The sequence below is a fragment of the Streptomyces tanashiensis genome, assembly GCF_014648895.1.
GTDB lineage: Bacteria > Actinomycetota > Actinomycetes > Streptomycetales > Streptomycetaceae > Streptomyces > Streptomyces tanashiensis.
The window spans coordinates 1-19,570 of the sequence record NZ_BMRZ01000030.1; the positions used below are offsets into that span (position 1 = coordinate 1).

Here is a 19,570-nt window from a genome sequence, read left to right on the forward strand (position 1 = left end):
CTGCTCGCCATCGCAGGTCGGCCCGTGACGGCCGGAGTGGCCCTCTCCCCCGGCACGTCGGTCTTCGTACCGGCCGGCGAGACGAACCACCTCACCGGTACGGGCACGGTCTTCCGTGCCACCGTCGTCGCCTGATGCGACGCTGTCCGACTGACGCCGAAGGCTGCCTGTGGACCGCCATGAGGGGCGGCGGTCGACTCGTCCGCCTCGACCCCGAGGGTCGCCTCCTGAAGGAAGTCCCCGTGCCCGTCGCCCAGCCCTCCCCCTGCGCCTTCGGCGGCCCCGGCCTCGACGTCCTCTACGTCACCACCGGCCGTGAGGGCCTCGGACCCCACTCTGCCGGTCCCGCCGGATCCGTCCTGGCCGTCCGCGGTCTCAGCGTACGCGGCCTGCCCGTCAACCGATTCGGAGCCTGACCAGCCATGACATCCTCCCTGTGGCTGCACAACAACCGCCTCACGGTGGAGGTCCGTCCCGACAAGGGCGCCGACGTCACCTCGATCACCGAACGCGCCACCGGCATCGACATCCTCTTCCGCACCCCTCGGGAACGCAGCGACCTCGCCAGCGCACCCGTCACCGGCGACAGCCGAATCGACTGGCTCGCTCGGTACGGCGGCGGCTGGCAGCATCCGGTCCCCAACGCGGGCGACGAGCGCACCGTCGACGGCGTTCGCCTCGCCTACCACGGCGAGGCAGCGATCGTGCCCTGGTCGGTTGTCGACGCCGACGACTCCCGGATCCAGCTGGCCACCGACCTCATCACCGCCCCGCTTCGGCTCACCCGCACCCTACGTCTGGACGGCCCCGCACTGAACGTCCGCGACACCGTGCACAACACCGCCGACCAGCCCGTGCCCGTCATGTGGGTCCAACACCCGGGATTCGGCGCGCCCTTCATCGACGAGCACTGCGTCATCACCACCCCCGCCCGTGCCGTTCTCACCGACGCCGAACAGCCGGGCGATCTGCTGCCACCGGACACCAGCGCCACCGTTCCGCTCGTCTCCACCGCCGAAGGCGCAACCGTCGGCCTCCGGCACGTCCACGGCCCGCACAGTGGACGATCCGTCTTCGCCTGTCTCACGGACTTCGACGCCGGCTGGTTCGCCATCGACAGCCCCACAGCCGGCTTCGGCATCCGACTCGCATGGGACACCACCCCGTTCCCGCACGCCTGGCTGTGGCAGGAGTGCCACGCGAGCCCGGGATTCCCTTGGTTTCGACGCGCCTACGTCGTCGCCATCGAACCCGCCAACGTCCTGTCCGGCGGCCCTTCCCCGGGCTGTCGCACCCGCGGCCGGTCCCCCCTCTTGCCGGCCGGCAGCAACTGGACCAGCGACGTCGTTCTCAGCATCACCGATCTCCCCTGAGGATGAATCCATGTATTCCCTCAAATGAACCATGATCATGCAATTTCTCATGGAATAAGGTCTTCCGCTTTTCGTGCCCGGCTAGTTAGATCACCTCCTGCGTGGTGACGGCCGCACCTTCTCCGCCGAACAGCCGAGGGGCGATCTCCGGCGGCCGGTTTCCCTATACCCCGCACATCAACCCCGGGACGGTCCCGTACCACTGCTCCGTCCTCATCGACCAGGGAGTCTCCATGTCTGACCTCAGTCGTCGGCAGTTCGGCCGGGGCGCGTTGGGCGCCATCGGCTTGCGTGTGGTCACGGCAGCCGTGCCTGCGGGTGCCGGATCGCTGCTGCTCGCGGGCCCGGCCAGTGCCGCCGCCACAGATGTCGTCGCGATCGATTTCACCGGGCTGGTCAAGCCCACTGACACGATCACCAACAGCGTCGCCACAGTGCTGCGCAACTCCAACCAGTTCGCGGTGACCACCTGGTGGAACACCACGAAGAACTTCGACGCGCAGACCGGCGCGTACCTGGACTTCGGCGGCAACGGTGAGAACAACATCCGCCCGGGGGCCGCGCAGGCCTTCGGTCTGGCGACCGCGCTGAGCCTGGGTGTGTACTCCGCGACGCAGACCGGCGTCACCCAGGCAGTGGCGGAGTCGATGACCACGAAGCTGATCCGGTCGCTGGCCTACCGGCACAAGGCCAACCTGGCCGGCGGCTGGGGCGACGCGGGCCAGTCCGCGCACTGGGCGGCATTCGCGGGGACCGCGGGCTGGCTCCTGTGGGCCAAGCTGTCCACCACGGACCGCGAGTACGTCCGCAAGATGGTGGAGTACGAGGCCAACCGCTTCAACACCTGGCAGCCCGACTACTACCGCAGGGTCGACGGCACTTACATCTGGCCCGGCGACACTCAGTCCGAGACCATCGCCTGGAACAACTCTCTGATCGCCCTGGCCGCCTCGATGATGCCCAACCACCCCAACAAGGCGACGTGGATGAAGCAGGTCGTCGCACTGTCACTCAAGGCCAACTCCCGGCCCTCGGACGTCGGCACCGGCGCGGACGCCGGGAAGACCGTCAACGGCTTCAAGCTCGGCAGCATGACCGGCTCCAACGTCAACCAGGACTGCACTGTCGTCAACCACAACATCGTCCACCCCGACTACATGGAGTCGTTCGCGATCAACCTCAGCGGGGCACTCACCCTGGCCCTGTCCAAGCAGGACACCCCCTATGCCGTGCGCCGCAGCTACGACCGCATGTACGCCGCCCTCGTCGACCTCAACCTGCCTGCCGGCACCATGCCCTACACCGACCCGAACATGGCGGGCAAGACGTTCAGGGCGCCCGGCGGGAAGATCTACGCGGGCACCAACACCAACCCGACCGACAACAGCGACATCTACTACCCCATGGGCAACGACTGGGGAACCTCCCGCCGCATGCAGTTCGCCACCATGGACGTCTTCGCCGACAGCTTCAAGGAAGACGCGTTCGCCAGCGTGAAGGGATCCACTTGGGCAGTGCCCCACCTCACCAAGGTCCAGAAGATGCAGGAACGATCCACCGACCGACGCACCTACATCGGCGCAAGCGAGGACTACTACCCCGGCCGGGAGGAATGGGTCTCCCACCACGCCGCCTGGGCCTACCTCGCCCGAGTCGTCGCCGCCAGCGGTAGGTACAAGATCACTCAAGCCGCGTACTAGTACTCCAGCAGGATTTCGCTGTCCGGCCTGGCCTTTTCGCCGAGTGGCGGGCCTGTAGCGGGAATCCGGTCTAGCAGGGGCGGTCTCACGGAGACCGCCCCTCGATCGTGCGACAGCGCCAATGGTGGTGGCAGCGGCGGGGCGGCCTCCGAGGGTGATCACCGAGCACGCCGCGCAGTGGAACCGCGAACTGAACGATCTCTTCCCGGCCGTCGGGCACCGCTTCGGCCGGGTCGAGCTCCGCTGCCGCATGCGTGACGACGTACGCGGTCCGCTCGCCCCGGTAGCCCGCAAGAACAGCTGGAAGCCGGCCGAACAGGCCGGTCAACGCACGCCCGACGGCCTGCGGCACCTGCTCGCCGAGCGAAGTGGGAGCCCGATGACATCCGCGCGCCGGCCCTGTCCGGCACCACCGTCCAAGACGAGTTGCCGGTGACGGCAATGCCGACGGCGGCGGCAGTGAGGACCGTGTCGGCGGCACAGAGAGCGGACACGGACGGCGGCCGGCTCGTCGGCGTGGCTGCGGTGGCACCCGATCGGGCGGGGTGCCTACCCCCCGTCCAGGACGTCGGCCAGCGCACTGCGGATGCAGGCAGGCACCCCCCGACCTGCTGCTCGCCCACTGGAGTTCCGCCGTGGTTTCGAAGGTCATGCCACGGTGATCCGTAGCATCGTGAGTCCGGGCAGGTAGGCGACCTGACAGCCCGACGACCATCGCTTCGGGCCCTGGCCACGGAACGGCATTGCCTGCCTGGACGAGACTCCTCCCGTGCAGGTTGCGCTCGGCTGCGATAGGCACCTTCCCCTACCACCCGCCACATCCGCACCTGTGCGTGAAGGCGGTCAGGCGTCGACAATTCCCCACGCTACGCAGACGCAAAGCCCCTCTGCTCCACGCCGAACTGACCTACTGCCAGAAGAGTCAGCATCAGTACCGTTCAGGACCGCCCTTCCAGACCATGAACCGCCAAGATCCACGACTCGCCCCACCTGCTCTGACCTGCAAAGACCCTACTCAACAGCTCGCCTGCCAGTCTCACCGGGAGGTATCCGTGAGGATGTTGATCATCGCTACGGGGTGCCGGGCGTGGACTCGCTGCCCCTCAACAACCTGGCGTCCACTGCAAAGGACCCCCTGAAGTCGAGTGCCGCCAACGAAGGTGGCACCGGCGGCCTGACCAGTTCCCTGTCCAGCCTCGACATGATCAGCAGTCTGTTGACGAGGCTCCTCAAGGGGGCGCCAATCAGCGACGCAGCCACCCCTGCCCCAATGCCTCGGGCGAGGCTGGCTCCAGCTCACCCCTCGGCTCCTTGACTGGCGGCCTCAGTGGGATCGGCGGCGCTGGCGCTCCCTCGTGAGCATTCCCCCGGAGTGCGAAGAAGCTCTCGCCGGATTCTGGCGGGCGCTTCTTCGCACTTCCAGACCGTACGAGGGGTCGTGGTCTGCCAGCGGGCAGGCTCTCAACCGCCAACGCGATGCACCCGCCGCGGCCGGTTGTCGCCGGCAGCGGCCAGGCTCACCGCGCGATCATCCACCGCGAACGACTAGGGCGAGTATCGGATTGCGAGGGCGTGAGCACGCTCGACAGGGGCAGGCGAGGCCCTCAGGGCGGTGTCCGGCAGCGGGTTCGAGCGAATCCACCGCGGAAGATCCCGTTTCGATTGCGCAGAGTGCGATGCCCCCACAGACATCGTGATGTCAGCGGGTGGCCGGCGGACCGCATGGGCTGCCGCGGGATGCGGAGAGGGAAACTCCCCACCTCCGCATCCCGCGGGGAACCTCAGGCGTGGATCTGCATGCTGTACAGCGAGTAGCCGTAGCCGGTGCCGCGGGTGATGCCCTTCATCCGGACGTACCTGCCGGTGGCGGCCGGGAAGGTGAGGGTGTCGAGGCCGGCGCTGGTCCGGCCGCGTCGCTGGGCCACGGTGGTCCAGGTGGTGCCGTCGTCCGACGCCTGGATGTCGTAGTCCTTGCCGTACGCGCCTTCCCAGTTCAGACGGACCGAGGTGAAGGTCCTGGCGCTGCCGAGGTCGACCTGGATCCACTGGTTGTCGCTGTAGGCGCTGGCCCAACGGGTGGTCTCGTTGCCGTCGACGGCGTTGGCGGCGCCGAGCGTGCTCACCTCGGACGACGACGCGGTCGCCGGCCGCCCCTGCGCGAGGTCGCTGCCGATCACTTCGAACGAGTAGAGCGAGTATCCGAAGGTGGTGCCGCGGGTGATGCCCTTCATCCGGACGTACCTGCCGGTGGCGGCCGGGAAGGTGAGGGTGTCGAGGCCGGCGCTGGTCCGGCCGCGTCGCTGGGCCACGGTGGTCCAGGTGGTGCCGTCGGCCGACGTCTGGATGTCGTAGTCCTTGCCGTAGGCGCCTTCCCAGTTCAGACGGACCGAGGTGAAGGTCCTGGCGCTGCCGAGGTCGACCTGGATCCACTGGTTGTCGCTGTAGGCGCTGGCCCAACGGGTGGTGTCGAAGCCGTCGACGGCGTTGGCGGCGCCGAGCGTGCTCACCTCGGACGACGACGCGGTCGCCGGCCGCCCCTGCGCGAGGTCACCGGGGGTGACCTGGCGGGTGATCGTGTCGGGCAGGTAGCCCGTGCCCGGGCCCTGGCCGACCGTTGCCACCTTGGCGAGGAAGGCCGCGTAGTCGGTTCCGCCCGCCGTGGGGGACCACATCTTCTGGGCGAGCGCGGCGAAGCTCTTCTCGATCAGGCCGTGGACCTGCAGTTCGGTGTAGTCCACCCATGTCTGGTCGTTCCAGACCGCGGGCATCGCGCCGAGCAGGTCGGGGTCCTGCGCGGTGAGGTTGTTGGTGCCGCCGAAGATGTGGGGTGCCCAGCTGTTGAAGATGTAGCTGCCGTCGAGGCCCTGGCCGTGGTAGTAGTTTGCGAACGGCACCACGTAGAGCAGACCGTCGTTGGAGTTGATCACCTTGTAGCCGTCGGCGATGGCGGCCTTGGGTGAGTACCAGCCGTTGTTCCAGCTGTTGATCACCATGTCCTTGTCGTAGCCCGCACCACTTCCGCCCATCTGAGTGAAGCTGCCCCACGCATTGACGCCCTTGCCGAGCGACCGCACGTACGGGGCGATGGTGTTGACGTAGGCCTTGTACTGGCTCGTCATCGAGGTGGGGTACTCGTCGATGCCGATGTGGACACTCGGGCCGCGGAACCAGGGCGTGAATTCGGCGAACACGCTCTTCATGAAGTCCGTGGTGGCGGGCTTGCTCAGGTCGAGGTGGTCGGAGTTGCCGTTGTTGAGCCCCAGCTCGGGCCTGAAGCGGATGAACGCGAGGGAGTGCGCGGGCGCGTCGATCTCAGGGACGATCGTGACCGCGTTCTTCGCGGCCGTGGCCTCGAAACCGTCCCAGTCGGCGCGCGAGTAGGAACCGTCCTTGGCCGCGAGCCCTGCGAACGCCGGGTTGGTGCTTGCGAGCCGGAACGCAGCCGGGGTCTTGGCGTAGTCGTTGTCGTAGTGGCTGGCGAACCCGTTGTCGTTGAGGTGGATCTGCAGGGTGTTCATCTTCAGCCAGCCCATCCAGCGCAGCTGGGCCCGGATGTACTCGGGCGTGAAGAACCGGCGCCCGACGTCGAGCATGAACCCGCGCACGGCGTAGTCCGGGTAGTCGACCGCGGTGCCCACCGGCAGGCTGACATGGTCTGGTGAGGCAACGACCGCCTGCAGCAGGCTGCGTGAGCCATAGTAGGCCCCCTTGTCGCTCCCACCGACGATCTCGACCTTGGTGCCGACGCTGAGCCTGTAGGCCTCAGGCCGCAACTGCGACTTGGCCGACCCGAAGTCGGCCTGGGGGTCCACGCGCAGGGCGATGTCACCGGCCCCGGCCGCCCCGGTCACGACAGAGGGGTGCAGCGTGGTCATCTCCGCCACGTCCGCTGCCACCTGCCCGGCCAGGTCCTTCAGGCCGGCCGACGCTCCCACCGGCACGACGACCCTGCTGCCGGAGGTCAGGACGAGCCGTCCCGTTCCGCCCGTCCAGTTCTGCAGTGCGGGCACCACACCCGGCGGCGCCGAGTTCGCCTGCTCCTCTGCGGCGCCGGCGGCAGGCGCCAAGGCCACCAGGACTACACCAGCCAGGAGCGACTGCGAGAAACGCGCGCGCCATGTGGCACCCATCCGGAACCTCCTGTTTGAAAACGACTGAGTAACGGCACTGTGATTGCGGCTTGTCGGGCCGGAGAGGGGAGACCGGGCCGGTCTCGGTCCTCGCGCCCTGGGCGAGGCGGGATGCAGGCGAATCGGGCGGCCGTGGTCGATGTCGATCACACTGTTCGCCGGCTGCCAGCATGGGCAGGGAGACGGTTGGCATCCGCCGGCGGCATGGTGACCACTTCGGCGCTCCTGGGGGGCCGGGCAGGAGGCGTGGGCACGGCGGCGGTCGGCAGATTCCGGCCGTGCGGCAGCGCAGTTCGTCTCATGATGAGGTTCCTCGCGACGGACCGAACGGGTCGGTGAGGCAGACGTCGGACCCATGCCGCACAGGGGGTTCGCCACTGGCTGCGGACATGTCCGAGGCGTTCATGATGTGTGAGGCCACGAGCCAGTGTCAACAGTGGTCTAGACATGTTTGTGAAACAATCTTGCGAAACCGCTGAGTGGCCGAACCAGGCCGAGGGGGCGTGGCAGACGACGCGCGGCGGTGGACCGTCCGAGCCGTTTGGACGGCGATTCGGCCGCAGTCAACCGAGCGGAGCCGCAGGGGACTTCTGCCGCGGCTCGCGAGTCGGGCCAGGTCGCCACAGGGGTTTCCGTGGAGCTCTTGACCGAGGGGGGAGGCGCACTTACGCTCCACGCCATATCGACATCCCGTGCTTGACCGCCTGAAGCGGAGAGCCCGAGGACTGTCCCGTATCCCCTGCCGCTCGCCGACATCCGGTTCGACGAGATTCCAGGGCCGGCGTCGAGGCGCGAGTCGAGCCGGCACCGGGCAGGTCACCACATCCCTTGCCCCATCTCCCTCCTCTCCGGGCAAGGGGACAACCCTCAGGAAGACATCGCAGGCCATGCCGATGAACGGATGGCGGGCCGAACACCCACTGGGCGGCTTGGGTCCGACCATGTCGACGCCAGGATGCCCGGACCGACGGAAAGAAGTGGCATTGAAGATGTGGACCAATCGAAGTCGGCTGACCGCCGGAGTGGGGATGCTGGCGCTGTTGCTGTCAGGTGTGGGGCTCGGGGCGAGCACGTCCGCCTCGGCCGCGACAGCGGTGAGTCTGTACGCGTCCCCTACAGGATCCGGTTCCGTGTGCTCCCCGTCCGCACCGTGTTCCCTGACCGGGGCACAGAGCGCGGTGCGGGCGAAGCTGGCGGCGACCCCGGACGCGGATGTGACCGTCCTGATCGGGGACGGGACCTACCAACTCGGCGCCCCATGGAAATTCGGCCCGGCTGACTCCGGCACCGCCGGACACCCCGTGGTGTGGAAAGCTGCCGCGGGTGCCCACCCGGTGATCTCCGGCGCGACGACGGTCACCGGGTGGACTCAGGTCGGCACCTCCGGTGTCTGGTCGGCGCCAGTGCCCGCCGGCAGTGAGACCAGGCAGCTGTACGTCAACGGCAAGTCGGCGAAGATCGCCCAGGCGAGCAGGGCCGAGTTGGGCTTCAACGGCGCGTGGACCGGTACGTCGACGGGGTACACGATCAGTGGCGACAGCGCCGCGATGGCCTGGTTCGGCGCTCTGACAGCCGCCCAGGTCTCCGGCGTCGAATTCACCTATCCCGGTGGCAACGGACAGTGGACGGACTCCCGGTGCCGAGTCGCGGGCTTCACGGCGTCAACCGGCGCGCTCACCATGACACAGCCCTGCTGGGAGAGCACCACCTCACGATCGGGGTTCTCGAACGCCAGCGGCTTGCTGCCGTCGATGTCGAGAAACAACAAGCCGACCCTGGTGCAGAACGCCAGGTCGTTGCTGAGCGAGGGCGAGTGGTACCTCGACTCGGCGGCGAGCAGGCTCTACTACCAGCCCCTGGCCGGCCAGCAGATGAACTCGCTCGACGTCAAGCTCCCCAGGCTGGAATCGCTGTTGCAGGGCGCCGGGAGGCTGGCCAACCCACTGCACGACGTCACCTTCCAGGGCCTTCAGTTCTCCTACGCCACGTGGAACGCGCCGTCCGGCCCGAGCGGTTTCTCCGACGTCCAGAGCAACCTGCGTATGTCGCTCGGCAGGAACCAGGGACTCTGTACCTTCTCCTCACCCGCCGGAACCTGCCCGTTCGGCGCGCTCACGCAGCCCCTGGGCAACGTGTCCCTCACGGCGTCGAACAATGTCACTCTGAGGGGGAACAGGTTCACGGCACTCGGCGGCGCCGGGCTGAGCGTCATGTACGGGTCGAAGAACACCCTCATTCAAGGCAACGAATTCACCGACATCGCCTCCACCGCGATCATCCTCGGCTGCACCTACGATCCGACGCCCGCCGATCCGACCCATGCCGACGGGATCAGGAAGAACTGCACGCCCGACGCTGCCGCCGTGAGTGGTGACACGATCGGTGAGAACGAGATCCTGACCGGGACCACGGTGTCGGACAACATCATCCACAGGATCGGGGTCGACTACGCCTCCGCGTGCGGGATAACACTGCTGTTCTCCCGCGGTACCACCATCACCCACAACAACCTCTACGACCTGCCGTACACCGGCATCACCGCGGGCGTGATCCAGGGCCACGTCGATGACGCGAACCACCCGCAGAACTCGACCAACATCAACGCCGACAACACGATCAGCAACAACCTCATCCACCACTACCTGTCCGTCCGGCACGACGGGGGCGCGGTGTACGTGGAGGGCCACCAGGCCAAGTACCACTACAAGCCCGACGGGACCATCGACCCGGTCCAGACCCTCGCGCACGGTCTACAGGTGACCGGCAACGTCGCCTATGACAGCCCCGCCGCGAACTTCACCTACTACGACGACGCGGGCGCCGAGTGGGTCAACTGGAAGGGCAACGTCGGCTTCGCCGGCGGCTCCGCCTCCCAGGGCGGATGCTCGCCGACCGGCCACCTGTGGATCACCGACAACTACTTCTCCAACAAGATCCAGTACTACCCCTGCGGCCAGCCGACCGACACCCACGCGAGCGGCAACACGACCATTCCGGCGTCCCCCGGCCCCACGGACATCCCCAGCGCCATGTTGTCGGGCGCCGGTGTCCGGGAGGCGAACTCCACCTTCGCGAGCACCGCGGCAGCGAAGATCACCTACGTTTCGCCCACCGGCGGTGCCACACAGGTACTGGTCGCAGGCGAGGGCTTCAACTCCGCGACCACGGTGTACGTGAAGAACACGCCGGCGAGCGGTGTCACGCGCCTGTCCACCGGATTCCTCCTCGTGCCGGTCCCGGTCGGCACCACCGCCGGTCAGATCTCGGTCGGCACCCGCGTCGACGACACCGACGCCGGCATCACGTACAGCGGATTCAGCCTCTCGTCCAACCGAACTCATGGCGATCTCAACAACGACGTCCACTACGCCACCGCCAACGGCTCGACCGCGACCTACACCTTCACCGGCACGGGCATCCAGATCTACGGAGAGAAGAACACCGATCAGGGTGACATCGGCGTCAGCATCGACGGAGGTCCGCAGCAGCGGGTGAGCACCACGGACACGCAACGCCGCAGCAACGTCAGCGTCTTCGCCACGGGCGGGCTCGACGAGGGCACACACAAGATCGTCGTGACGAAGCTGTCCGGCTCCTACGCGGTGCTCGACGGCTTCACCCCCACCCACGCTCTGCCCGACCTCGCGGGCCGCGTCGACGACACCGATCCCGCCATCACCTACAGCGGATTCTCGACTGACAGCAACCGCGGATTCGGCGACTACGGCGACAACATCCACTACGCCTCGGCGAACGGGTCGACCGCGGCCTACAAGTTCACCGGCACGACCGTCGCGGTCTACGGCGAGAAGTACACGGACCAGGGCGACATCGGCATCACCATCGACGGGGGAACTCAGACGGTCGTGAGTACCGTGCCCGCCGACGGAGCGCGCAAGGCCAACGTCGTCCTCTACTCGGCGACAGGTCTCACGAACGCCGAACACACCATCGTCGTGACCAAGCTGTCCGGCTCGTACACGACGCTCGACGGCTTCTCGATCAACGGCTGAGTCGACGAGCAGCTCACAGCGCAGCCCGTCACATGGCCTTGGGTTCCCGGCAGTGTCTGACAAACGATCACGGACTGGTTTCGGGGCCAGGAAGACTCGGCGCAGTGGCGGTCGGCGAGCTTGTCGAACCCGGTCGCGATCGCGTGGAACTACTTGAGACGTGCGAAGCGCCGCTCGACCACGTTGTCGTCGCGGTAGACCTCCTTGCCGAAGGCGGGCGGCCGGCCGGCGAGGCGCCCTCGGCGCCGGCGGTCGGCCGCCTGGTCGCGGCGTTCGGGGATCGCGACGGCGGCACCCCGACCCCGCGGAAGATGCCGGATCGCCCGGCTGGAGCAGGCCGCGGTCCGGGTGGCTATCCCCGGCGCTCAGTAGCGAGAACGAACGGGCGATCAGGAAAGCCGCCGCGGCGAACGTCTCCCAGGAACCTCCAGCCGGCGAGAGTACGACACCTGTGAGAAGAGGCGCGGTGCCACACGTGCCACCGCGTCTCCCCGCACTGTTTCCCAGAACTCAGTCCGCGAAGTACTGAACTTGAATTCGTGCTGTCCCGCGCTTGACGGCCCGGGTGATCTGGCCGAGGTCGGTGGCGGCGCACTATCGTGGGCTCGGATGCGGGCTCGCGGGCGTGGATGAGGTCGATGACGGCGCGGCTGACCGTGCCGTAGTCGTGGTCGTCGTTGTCAACCCAGCCGGCGATCCGGAACTCGCGCATCACCCCGACCCTGTCCGCCAGCGTGACCATCTCCGGCAGGTCGCTGGTGATCAGGACGATCGCGAGTCCGTCCGCGGCGAGGTTCCAGATGAGTTCGTGGAACGCGGCCTTGGTACGGACGTCGATCCCGACGGTCGGCTCGTCGATGATGAGGATCTCGGTCTGGGCGGCAAGCCACTTCGCGAGGCTGACCTTCTGCTGGTTTCCGCCCGACAGGGTACTCACCTGCTGACCCGTTCCGGCACTGCGGATGCCGAGCCGTGTGGTGTAGTCGGCAGCCAGGTCGCGCTCCTTGCGTCGCGGAACGTAGCCGACCGCGCGCTTGATGCGCTCCCACACGGTCACCGCGATGTTCATGGTGAGCGACTGGTCGAGGAAGAGCCCTTCCTCCTTCCGGTTCTCCGGAACGTAGCCGATGCGGTACGTGTTCAGCGCGCTGCGCACATCGCCGATCCTGGCCGGTTCTCCGTTCACCCGAATCTGACCGTCGGTCAGGCGGTCCAGGCCGAGGATCGCCCGGGCCAACTCGGTGCGCCCCGCCCCGACCAGTCCGTACAGTCCGACGATCTCGCCCCTGCGCACCGCCAGCGAGACGTCCTGATGGCCGCCCGCGGTGGCGACGCCGTCGAGTTCGAGCGCGGCGGGCCCCTCCGTCGGAGTCGGTCGCGGCGCGAACTGGACCGCGGTGTGGGAGCGGCCGACCATCAGGTCGACGACCTCGTCGGTGCTGTAGGAGGACAGCGGCGCCGCTTCGAGCACCGAGGAACCGTCGCGCAACACCGTGACGGTGTCGCAGTGCGCGAAGATCTCCTCCAACTTGTGACTGACCAGCAGGATCGACCTGCCCTGGTCCCGCAGACGTCCGACGACGTCGTAGAGCCGGTCGGCTTCGGCCATGGTGAGCGCCGAGGTCGGCTCGTCCAGCAACAGCACCCGGCTCTCGGTGGACAACGCCTTCGCGATCTCCACGAGTTGCGTCTGGGCCACCGACAGACCCTTGACCGGCGCATCGATGTCCAGGTCGAGACCGAGCAGGTCCAGGCAGCGCCGTGCCGTGTCGCGCATCACCTCACGGTCCACCAGACCACGACGGGAGGGTATCTGACGCAGCGTGATGTTCTCGGCGACCGAGAACTCGGGGATCAGGTTGCGCTCCTGGTGCACCACGGCGACGCCGGCCCGCACCGCGTCGGCCGAGGAGTTCAGGACGATCGGGCGGCCTTCGACCTCCAACGTCCCTGCGTCGGGCCGGTGCAACCCGGTCAGGGCCTTGATCAGTGTGGACTTGCCCGCACCGTTCTCGCCCAGGAGGGCGTGCACCGAGCCAGCCCGCATGGTCAGCGTCGCGCCGTCCAGCGCCCTGACCCCGGGAAACTCCTTCACCAGCCGCTCGGCGGCCAGCAGCGGCGGCGCGGTCTCCAGAATCCGGCTGTTCGTCATGCTGGGCTCCTGACAGTGGAGTTGGTGCTCTGGGATGCGGTGTCGGGCTTCGCCTGTCGGCTTCTGGTCTGCCGGACTTCCTGGATCCGGCCGATGACGACCGTCCCGAGCACGACAGCGCCCACCGTGAAGTTGACCCAGCTGGGGTCGAGGGAGTACTGGGCCCGGGCCAGGTCGACCAGCCGGACGATGAACGCCGCGAATACGGCGCCCAGGACCGATACCGCACCGCCCGCCAGGGCAGCTCCGCCGATGATCGGCGCGGCGAAACTCGGCAGCAGCCAGTCCCCGCCGATGCTCTTGTTCACGCCGGGAGCCGAGGCGACCGCGACGACCGCCGCGACCGCGATGATCAGACCGGACAGCGTGTGCGCGAGAACCAGGCTCCTGGCATTGGAGATGCCCGACAGCTCAGCGGCCAGCGGGTTTCCGCCGGAAGCCAGCAGCCTGCGGCCGGCAGCGACCCGGCGCAGGAAGAACGCCAGCCCGCCGGCAACGACCAGGGCGACCATGAAGATGGTCGGGACGTTCAGCAGAGACATGGACCCGAACCGCTGCAAGGCGGCCGATCCCGCGTCGATCGTCCGGGTGCCGGCGACCCGGTACTGGAGGCCGAGCAGGATCGTCATCGTGCCGAGGGTGACGATGAACCCGTTGATTCGGGTGACCACCACCAGAATGCCGTTGCCGGCCCCGATCACCGTCCCGGCCAGCAGGGCGATGCCGATCGCGAGCGGCGCCGGAACGCCGTGGTCGGCCATCAGGGCGGCCGTGAACACCGAGAGGAAGCCGCCGAGCGCGCCGACCGACAGGTTCATCTGCCCGGCGGCCAGGACCACCAGCTGGGCCAGTCCGATCAGGATCGGCACGCTCAGGTACGTCAGGATGCCGCGAACCGCGTTGCCCTGCAGGAGGCTGCCGTGGGAATCGGCCGCCAGGGCGACGAATCCGATCACGCCGACGGCGGCCAGGGTCATCTCGGTACTGCGGGCGAATCTCCGGATTCGGCCGGCGCCGGGTGGGAGAAAACGGCCTAGTGTCGTCATCGGGAGGTCCTCGCCTTTCGCTCGGAGAGCACGGTCCTGATCCGCCCGGTGGACAGCGCCAGCAGGAGGATCGCGCCGAGATAGATGTTCAGACTCTCCAACCCGACACCGAGCAGGGTGAGCCCCTGCCGGATCACCTGGGTGAGGGTGGTGCCCAGCAACGTGCCGATCACCGACACTGCGCCGCCGGTGAGCAGGGTGCCGCCCAGCACCGGCCCGAGGAACGAGGGGATCATGAACTCCGAGCCGATGGTGGCGGTGAAGGAGCCCGCGGTGACGGCGAGCATGAAGCCCGCCAGCCCGGCCAGGGTCCCGGACAGCGCGTGCGCGCCGATGACCCGTCGCCCGGTCGGGATGCCGGACAGCTGCGCGGCCTTGATGTTCGAGCCGACCAGCAGCAGCTCGCGGCCCACCCGGGTGCGGGAGTAGAGCCAGCCGACGGCCAGCATCGCCACGACGGTGAACAGGAACAGCTGCGGCACGGCGGGCGACCCGCACACCGGCCCGAGGCACACGTCGGCCAGCGAGTACTTCCGCAGCTCGTCCATGCCTGCCGGCTTGACCGTGAACGCGGCCGACGTGGTGAACTGCGCATAGACCAGGGACACCAGGCCGAGCAGGACGAAGTCCATCGCCAGGGTCACCACGAAGGAGTTCACACCGGTCGCAGAGATGATCCACCCGGTGAGCGCACCGATCGCGGCGCCGACCAGCAGCCCGAGGACCAGGCCGGCGTAGAGCGGCAGATGCAATTCCTGGTAGGCCAGTCCCATGACCATCGCCGACAACGCGGCCATCCGGCCCACGGCAAGGTTCATGTGCCCGATGGACATCACGGCGAGTTGGGCAAGGCCCACCACGCACAGGATCGAGATGTCGCGCAGCAGGGGGAAGATCGTCAGCTGCTGGTCGTAGAAGGCCGAACTGGCCGAGCCGAAGGATATGACCAGGACGGCGATCACCACGAGGAGCCCGAGCCGCTGGGCGCGGCCGGGGTCCAGGCGCCGCCGGGGCTTGGCCCGATCCCTCGATTCCACCTCGACGTCCGTCCGCTCCACAGGTGGTGCGCTCATGAAACCCTCCGGTTTTCGATCGCGTCGCGGTCCCAGTCGATGCCGAGGCCTTCGCCGTCGGGAGCGACGGCATGACCGTCCCGGACGGTCATCTCGGTCCGGGTGATGGCGCGCAGCTGCGGAATGTGCTCGACGTAGCGCCCGTTGGGCACCGCGGCCACGAGTGAGACGTGCAGCCCCATCAGGAAGTGCGGGCAGACGTGGACGTTGAACGTCTCGGCCAGGTGCGCGACCTTCAGCCACGGGGTGATACCCCCGACCCTGGCAACGTCGACCTGGACGATCGACGCCGCACCGCGGGCGAGGTAGTCACGGAACTGGGCGGCGGAGTACAACGATTCGCCGACTGCGATCGGTATCGACGTCGAGCGTGCCAGCGCCACATGGCCCTCCACGTCGTCGGCCGGCAGCGGCTCCTCGAACCAACGGAGTCCCACCGGCTCGAACGCGGCGGCCCGGCGGCGTGCCTCGGCGTGCGTCATCGACTGGTTGGCGTCGACCATGATGTCCAGCTCCGGACCGACGGCCGCGCGCACCGCGCTCAGCCGCTCCACGTCCTCGTCGACGCGCATCTTGCCGACTTCGAGCTTGACGCCCGGCCAGCCTGCGGCTTGCGAGGCGAGCGCGCCCTTGACCAGGTCGTCGGTGGACAGGTGCAGCCGGCCGCCCTCGGTGTCGTACAGCGGCACCTCGCGGCGGAACCCGCCTGCCAGACGCCACAGCGGTTCCCCGGCTCGTCGGCAGCGCAGGTCCCACAGCACGGTGTCGACCGCCGCGAGGGCCAGCGAAGTGATCGCGCCGACCGTGGTGGCGCGGGTGACGGCGAACAGGTCGTGCCACAGGTGCTCGACCAGTCGGGCGTCACAGCCGCGCAGCCGCGGCAGCAGGTGGTCCCTCAACATCGCCAGCACCGAAGTCCCGCCGGTGCCGATGGTGTAGGAGTAGCCGGTGCCGGTGAGCCCGTCATCCGTCCTCAGCTCCACGAATACGGTCTCTTGCTTGAGGAACGCCTGGACCGCATCGGTGCGCACCGTCTCGACCTCGACCAGGTAGGCCGTCGCCTCGAGGATCCTTGTCATCTGCCCGTCTCTCTCAGGTTCCGTCTTTCTGCTAGGAGCAGGAGAGGACGTTGGCCTTGAAGTCGGCGATCAGCTGCGTGGTCTTCGCCTGGCGGGCGACGTCGTAGGTGTCGACGTTCTCGGAGGTCACCACGAAGGAGCCGGAGTCGATCGAGATGCCGGGAGTACGCACGGTGCAGGCCTTGCTCTGCAGCTGGCCGAGCGCCCACGAGCCGACGTAGGCCTGACCGACCGGATTCTGCGTCACCGTCGCGGCGACCGAGCCGTCCTTGATCCCGCTGAGGATCTTCGGGTCGTCGTCGATCGCGACGACCTTGATCGGCAGGTTCGCGGCCTTGACCCCGGCCGCCGCCGCCACCGCCGGGTTGTACGCGGTGGTGACGATCCCGTTGATCTTGCTTCCGTGTGCGGTGAGCAGGTCGGAGACCGCCTTCTGCGCGGTCTGCAGGTCCTTGTCGATGTCGGTCACCGTGGTGAGCAGCGTGACCTTCCCGCCGGTCTCGTCGATGGCCTTCTTCACCCCGGCGATCCGGCGCTGGGTGTTTGAGTCGGCGTTGTTACCGGTGAGGTGGACCAGCGCGCCGTGCCCGCCCATCGCCTTGATCGCCGCCTTGGCCGCGGTGTAGGCGGCCTGCTCGACGTCGGTCGACAGACAGAAGTCCGCGTTGTCGGTGGTTCCGGCCGGGCAGGAGCCGAGGGACCCCACCGCGTAGCCCTTGGCCTTCAGGTCGCTGAAGGTGCTGTTGATGTCGGTCGGCGACACTCCGAACACGCCGAACGCCGTGTAGCCCTGCGCCGCGAGCGAGGTGAGCACGCTGTTCTGCTTCGCCTGGTCCCACTCGGCGGTCTCGTTGAACGTCACCGCGCCGAGCCCGAAGTCGGACCGGGCCTTGGTGGCGGCGGTCTTCCACGGCTGGAAGTACGGGTGCGAGCCGCCCGGAACGAGCGCGATCTTCACTGCCGACAGCGGCTTCGCCGCGGACGGTGCGGCCGCGGTGTCGGACGCGCCTTTGGTACTGCATGCGACAGCCGCCAGCAGGACCACGCCCGTTGCGGCTGCGCGCTTGAGGGACTTTACGGAGGAACGGCTCATGTCATTCACCCAAGATCGCGAGGATCGTATATTTTCAACACGGAGATCGAAGTGGCACACGGCTGCGGTCAAGCCTTGTCATCAAGACAGAACAGGCGAGACCGGAATCGTTCACGCCGACGACCCACCTCCACGCGGAGGCAAACGGACTGCTCGTCCGGCGCTCCCTCGCGGGCTACGCGGCGGCCCCACTGCTGGGCGCCGTGGAGTTCGATGAACTGTTCGAGATGCGCATGATCCTCGAGCCGGCAGCAGCGGGGAAGGCGGCCGGCAGGATCACCGAGGCCGAGCTCGCCTCGCTGGCCGAGGGCCTCACCGCGATGCGGGATACCCGCGACTACAGCAGCCGCGGGCCCCGCCAGTCCTTCCTCGATCACGACGCACACTTCCACGACCGCATCGCCGCCACGTGCGGAAGTGCCTTGATGCGACGGATGCTCGACCGCCTGCACGCCCACGCACACACCTGTACCGGCTGCGCTTTCGGGAGGACATGGCGACCGAGACCTGCCAGGAACACGCGCGCATCCTGGAAGCGCTCGCCGCGGAGGACCCCGACATCGCCGAGTCGGCCATGCGCAGCCACATCCGCCGTTCCCGCGCACGCCTGACCAGCGCCCTTGGGGCCGATCCGGCCGACCCCTCGGGTTCATGCTGACCGGATCGAACGCTGGGCGCGGCGACGAGGTGATCGGTGCATCGTTCGAGGTTCGAGACATCGGGTGCTCCCCTACCTATCGGTTCGGCTTGGTTCGGTACGACCTCGGGCCGTACGACGGGCGGGCCGGATCCCGCGGCCCATCACCGCTCAGGCGATGTGGCACCACACGGTCTTGCCAGCACCGGCAGGGCAGGCGCCCCAGCGGGTGGCCAGCGCATCCAGCAGCTCGAGGCCCCGCCCGTGCTCCGCGTCGTCGTCGGCGCTCGTGGCGACCGGCAGCCGCGGGTCCGGGTCGGTCACCACGATCGTCAGACCGCACCCGTTCCAGTACAGGTCCAGGCGGACCTGGAACGGCTCGCCGCCCACGTCGGCGTGCGTCAGCGCGTTGCTGAGCAGCTCCGTGGCCAGCAGCGCCGCCGTGTCGACGATCAGCTCGGCGCATCCACAGGCCCCGAGGGTGTCGATCAGCCGCCGCCGCATCGCGCCGATGCCCGCGACGTGATCCGTGCTGAGCGTCAGATCCGGCCCGGAGGCACCTATGACACAAGGCCGGGTGTAAACGGCTTCTGCAGTCATCAGGACTCCAAGGGATGAATCGGACGATGTATCCACAGTCGCCAGTTCGCCCGTCCCGCACAGCCGTAGTACTACCTGTTCGCGTACCCGTACCCCCCACGTACTACCTGGGGGCGCCAGATGAGTAGCCGGGGGCGAACCACTGCTCCCAGTGGTCGACGCGGTAGCCGAGGGTCTCCTCGTCAGCCGCTCTGACGGGCGGCCCAGGTGGCGATCTGGGCGCGGGAGGTGAAGCCGAGCTTGGTGAGGATGTGATCGACGGGTCCTTCGACGGTCCGTAGGGAGAGCACCAGGTCCTCGGCGATCTTCCGGTTGGACAGTCCCCTCGCCACCAGCCCCGCGACCCGCTGTAACCGTGCGGTCAGCGGACCGGGCTCCGCGTCCGCGGCGCCCTCATCGGCAGACGGCTCGGGCTCGTCGCCTTCGATGCCGAGCGCGTAGTCGATCGCCGCGTCGAGATCGAAGGCGTAGCCCCCGCCAAGGCCGCCTCGAAAGGCGACCCACCGAGGTCCCCCTGAGCTGCGCGCCGCGAGCCTCGATCAGGAGGGACTCCTCCTCATTGAGGGTGGGGACGCCGAGCTCGTTGCAGATCCGCCGACGCGCTCCGAGGAGTTCGGCGGCGCGTCCGCAAGCGCTTTCGGCACCGGAGGGACATCGCGCGGGCGGGGGTGGGT

General features: G+C 68.1%; 13 protein-coding genes and 2 pseudogenes. 6 read left to right on the forward strand and 9 right to left on the reverse strand.

Annotation, left to right across the window (positions count from 1 at the left end; all coding sequences use genetic code 11):
- Positions 1 to 134 precede the first annotated feature (134 nt).
- The 4 genes from IE237_RS39390 (at position 135) to IE237_RS39405 (ending at position 3,509) form a co-directional block, all read left to right on the forward strand.
- On the forward strand, positions 135 to 416 hold the full coding sequence (locus IE237_RS39390) for an SMP-30/gluconolactonase/LRE family protein (protein ID WP_189807029.1): 282 nt from the start codon (positions 135 to 137) through the stop codon (positions 414 to 416).
- 6 nt (positions 417 to 422) lie between these two features.
- Complete coding sequence (locus IE237_RS39395; protein WP_189807030.1) at positions 423 to 1,373, forward strand: aldose 1-epimerase; 951 nt, start codon at positions 423 to 425, stop codon at positions 1,371 to 1,373.
- A gap of 233 nt (positions 1,374 to 1,606) precedes the next feature.
- Entirely contained in the window at positions 1,607 to 3,073 is a 1,467-nt protein-coding gene (locus IE237_RS39400; protein ID WP_189807031.1) for a hypothetical protein, read from the forward strand.
- A 154-nt stretch (positions 3,074 to 3,227) separates the two neighbouring features.
- Positions 3,228 to 3,509 carry a hypothetical protein gene (locus IE237_RS39405; protein WP_189807032.1) on the forward strand — a complete coding sequence of 94 codons (282 nt, stop codon included), beginning with the start codon at positions 3,228 to 3,230 and terminating at the stop codon, positions 3,507 to 3,509.
- 1,345 nt (positions 3,510 to 4,854) lie between these two features.
- Here the strand turns inward: IE237_RS39405 and IE237_RS39410 are convergent.
- On the reverse strand, positions 4,855 to 7,203 hold the full coding sequence (locus tag IE237_RS39410; protein ID WP_189807033.1) for a glycoside hydrolase family 20 protein: 2,349 nt from the start codon (positions 7,201 to 7,203) through the stop codon (positions 4,855 to 4,857).
- 1,130 nt (positions 7,204 to 8,333) lie between these two features.
- Between IE237_RS39410 and IE237_RS39415 the strand changes: the two genes are divergently transcribed.
- Positions 8,334 to 11,216, forward strand: coding sequence for a right-handed parallel beta-helix repeat-containing protein (locus tag IE237_RS39415; protein ID WP_189807034.1), 2,883 nt, complete (start codon positions 8,334 to 8,336; stop codon positions 11,214 to 11,216).
- A 152-nt stretch (positions 11,217 to 11,368) separates the two neighbouring features.
- Here IE237_RS39415 and IE237_RS41215 read toward each other — a convergent pair.
- The 6 genes and pseudogenes from IE237_RS41215 to IE237_RS39445 all read right to left on the reverse strand — a co-directional run.
- Positions 11,369 to 11,554: pseudogene (locus tag IE237_RS41215) on the reverse strand (IS5/IS1182 family transposase); the annotation flags it as partial.
- 14 nt (positions 11,555 to 11,568) lie between these two features.
- Complete coding sequence (locus IE237_RS39425; protein WP_229844146.1) at positions 11,569 to 13,368, reverse strand: sugar ABC transporter ATP-binding protein; 1,800 nt, start codon at positions 13,366 to 13,368, stop codon at positions 11,569 to 11,571.
- Positions 13,365 to 14,345: an ABC transporter permease gene (locus tag IE237_RS39430; RefSeq protein ID WP_229844154.1), complete on the reverse strand. Its 981-nt coding sequence runs from the start codon at positions 14,343 to 14,345 to the stop codon at positions 13,365 to 13,367. Before IE237_RS39430 ends, IE237_RS39425 begins: the two co-directional genes overlap by 4 nt.
- Before the next feature lie 65 nt (positions 14,346 to 14,410).
- The gene (locus IE237_RS39435; RefSeq protein WP_189807036.1) at positions 14,411 to 15,487 is read right to left on the reverse strand and encodes an ABC transporter permease; all 1,077 of its coding nucleotides are present in this window, start codon (positions 15,485 to 15,487) and stop codon (positions 14,411 to 14,413) included.
- Positions 15,484 to 16,566, reverse strand: a complete 1,083-nt coding sequence (locus IE237_RS39440) for a mandelate racemase/muconate lactonizing enzyme family protein (RefSeq protein WP_189807037.1) — start codon at positions 16,564 to 16,566, stop codon at positions 15,484 to 15,486. The genes IE237_RS39435 and IE237_RS39440 overlap by 4 nt, the downstream gene beginning before the upstream one ends.
- Positions 16,567 to 16,597: 31 nt before the next feature.
- The gene (locus IE237_RS39445; RefSeq protein WP_370468349.1) at positions 16,598 to 17,524 is read right to left on the reverse strand and encodes a substrate-binding domain-containing protein; all 927 of its coding nucleotides are present in this window, start codon (positions 17,522 to 17,524) and stop codon (positions 16,598 to 16,600) included.
- 368 nt (positions 17,525 to 17,892) lie between these two features.
- Here IE237_RS39445 and IE237_RS39450 point away from each other — a divergent pair.
- Positions 17,893 to 18,317, forward strand: a pseudogene (locus tag IE237_RS39450) (GntR family transcriptional regulator).
- A gap of 150 nt (positions 18,318 to 18,467) precedes the next feature.
- On the opposite strand, the gene IE237_RS39455 reads toward IE237_RS39450, so the two are convergent.
- Positions 18,468 to 18,896: an ATP-binding protein gene (locus IE237_RS39455; protein WP_189807040.1), complete on the reverse strand. Its 429-nt coding sequence runs from the start codon at positions 18,894 to 18,896 to the stop codon at positions 18,468 to 18,470.
- 182 nt (positions 18,897 to 19,078) lie between these two features.
- On the reverse strand, positions 19,079 to 19,342 hold the full coding sequence (locus tag IE237_RS41220) for a response regulator transcription factor (protein ID WP_189807058.1): 264 nt from the start codon (positions 19,340 to 19,342) through the stop codon (positions 19,079 to 19,081).
- Positions 19,343 to 19,570 lie beyond the last annotated feature (228 nt).

What these genes read in the sequence shown, in the direction of transcription:
- IE237_RS39390 (WP_189807029.1), top strand. Translation starts at nt 135, where the DNA reads ATGCGACGCTGTCCGACTGACGCCGAAGGCTGCCTGTGGACCGCCATG.
- IE237_RS39395 (WP_189807030.1), top strand. Translation starts at nt 423, where the DNA reads ATGACATCCTCCCTGTGGCTGCACAACAACCGCCTCACGGTGGAGGTC.
- IE237_RS39400 (WP_189807031.1), top strand. Translation starts at nt 1,607, where the DNA reads ATGTCTGACCTCAGTCGTCGGCAGTTCGGCCGGGGCGCGTTGGGCGCC.
- IE237_RS39410 (WP_189807033.1), bottom strand. Translation starts at nt 7,203, where the DNA reads ATGGGTGCCACATGGCGCGCGCGTTTCTCGCAGTCGCTCCTGGCTGGT.
- IE237_RS39425 (WP_229844146.1), bottom strand. Translation starts at nt 13,368, where the DNA reads ATGACGAACAGCCGGATTCTGGAGACCGCGCCGCCGCTGCTGGCCGCC.
- IE237_RS39430 (WP_229844154.1), bottom strand. Translation starts at nt 14,345, where the DNA reads ATGACCCTGGCCGCCGTCGGCGTGATCGGATTCGTCGCCCTGGCGGCC.
- IE237_RS39435 (WP_189807036.1), bottom strand. Translation starts at nt 15,487, where the DNA reads ATGAGCGCACCACCTGTGGAGCGGACGGACGTCGAGGTGGAATCGAGG.
- IE237_RS39440 (WP_189807037.1), bottom strand. Translation starts at nt 16,566, where the DNA reads ATGACAAGGATCCTCGAGGCGACGGCCTACCTGGTCGAGGTCGAGACG.
- IE237_RS39455 (WP_189807040.1), bottom strand. Translation starts at nt 18,896, where the DNA reads ATGACTGCAGAAGCCGTTTACACCCGGCCTTGTGTCATAGGTGCCTCC.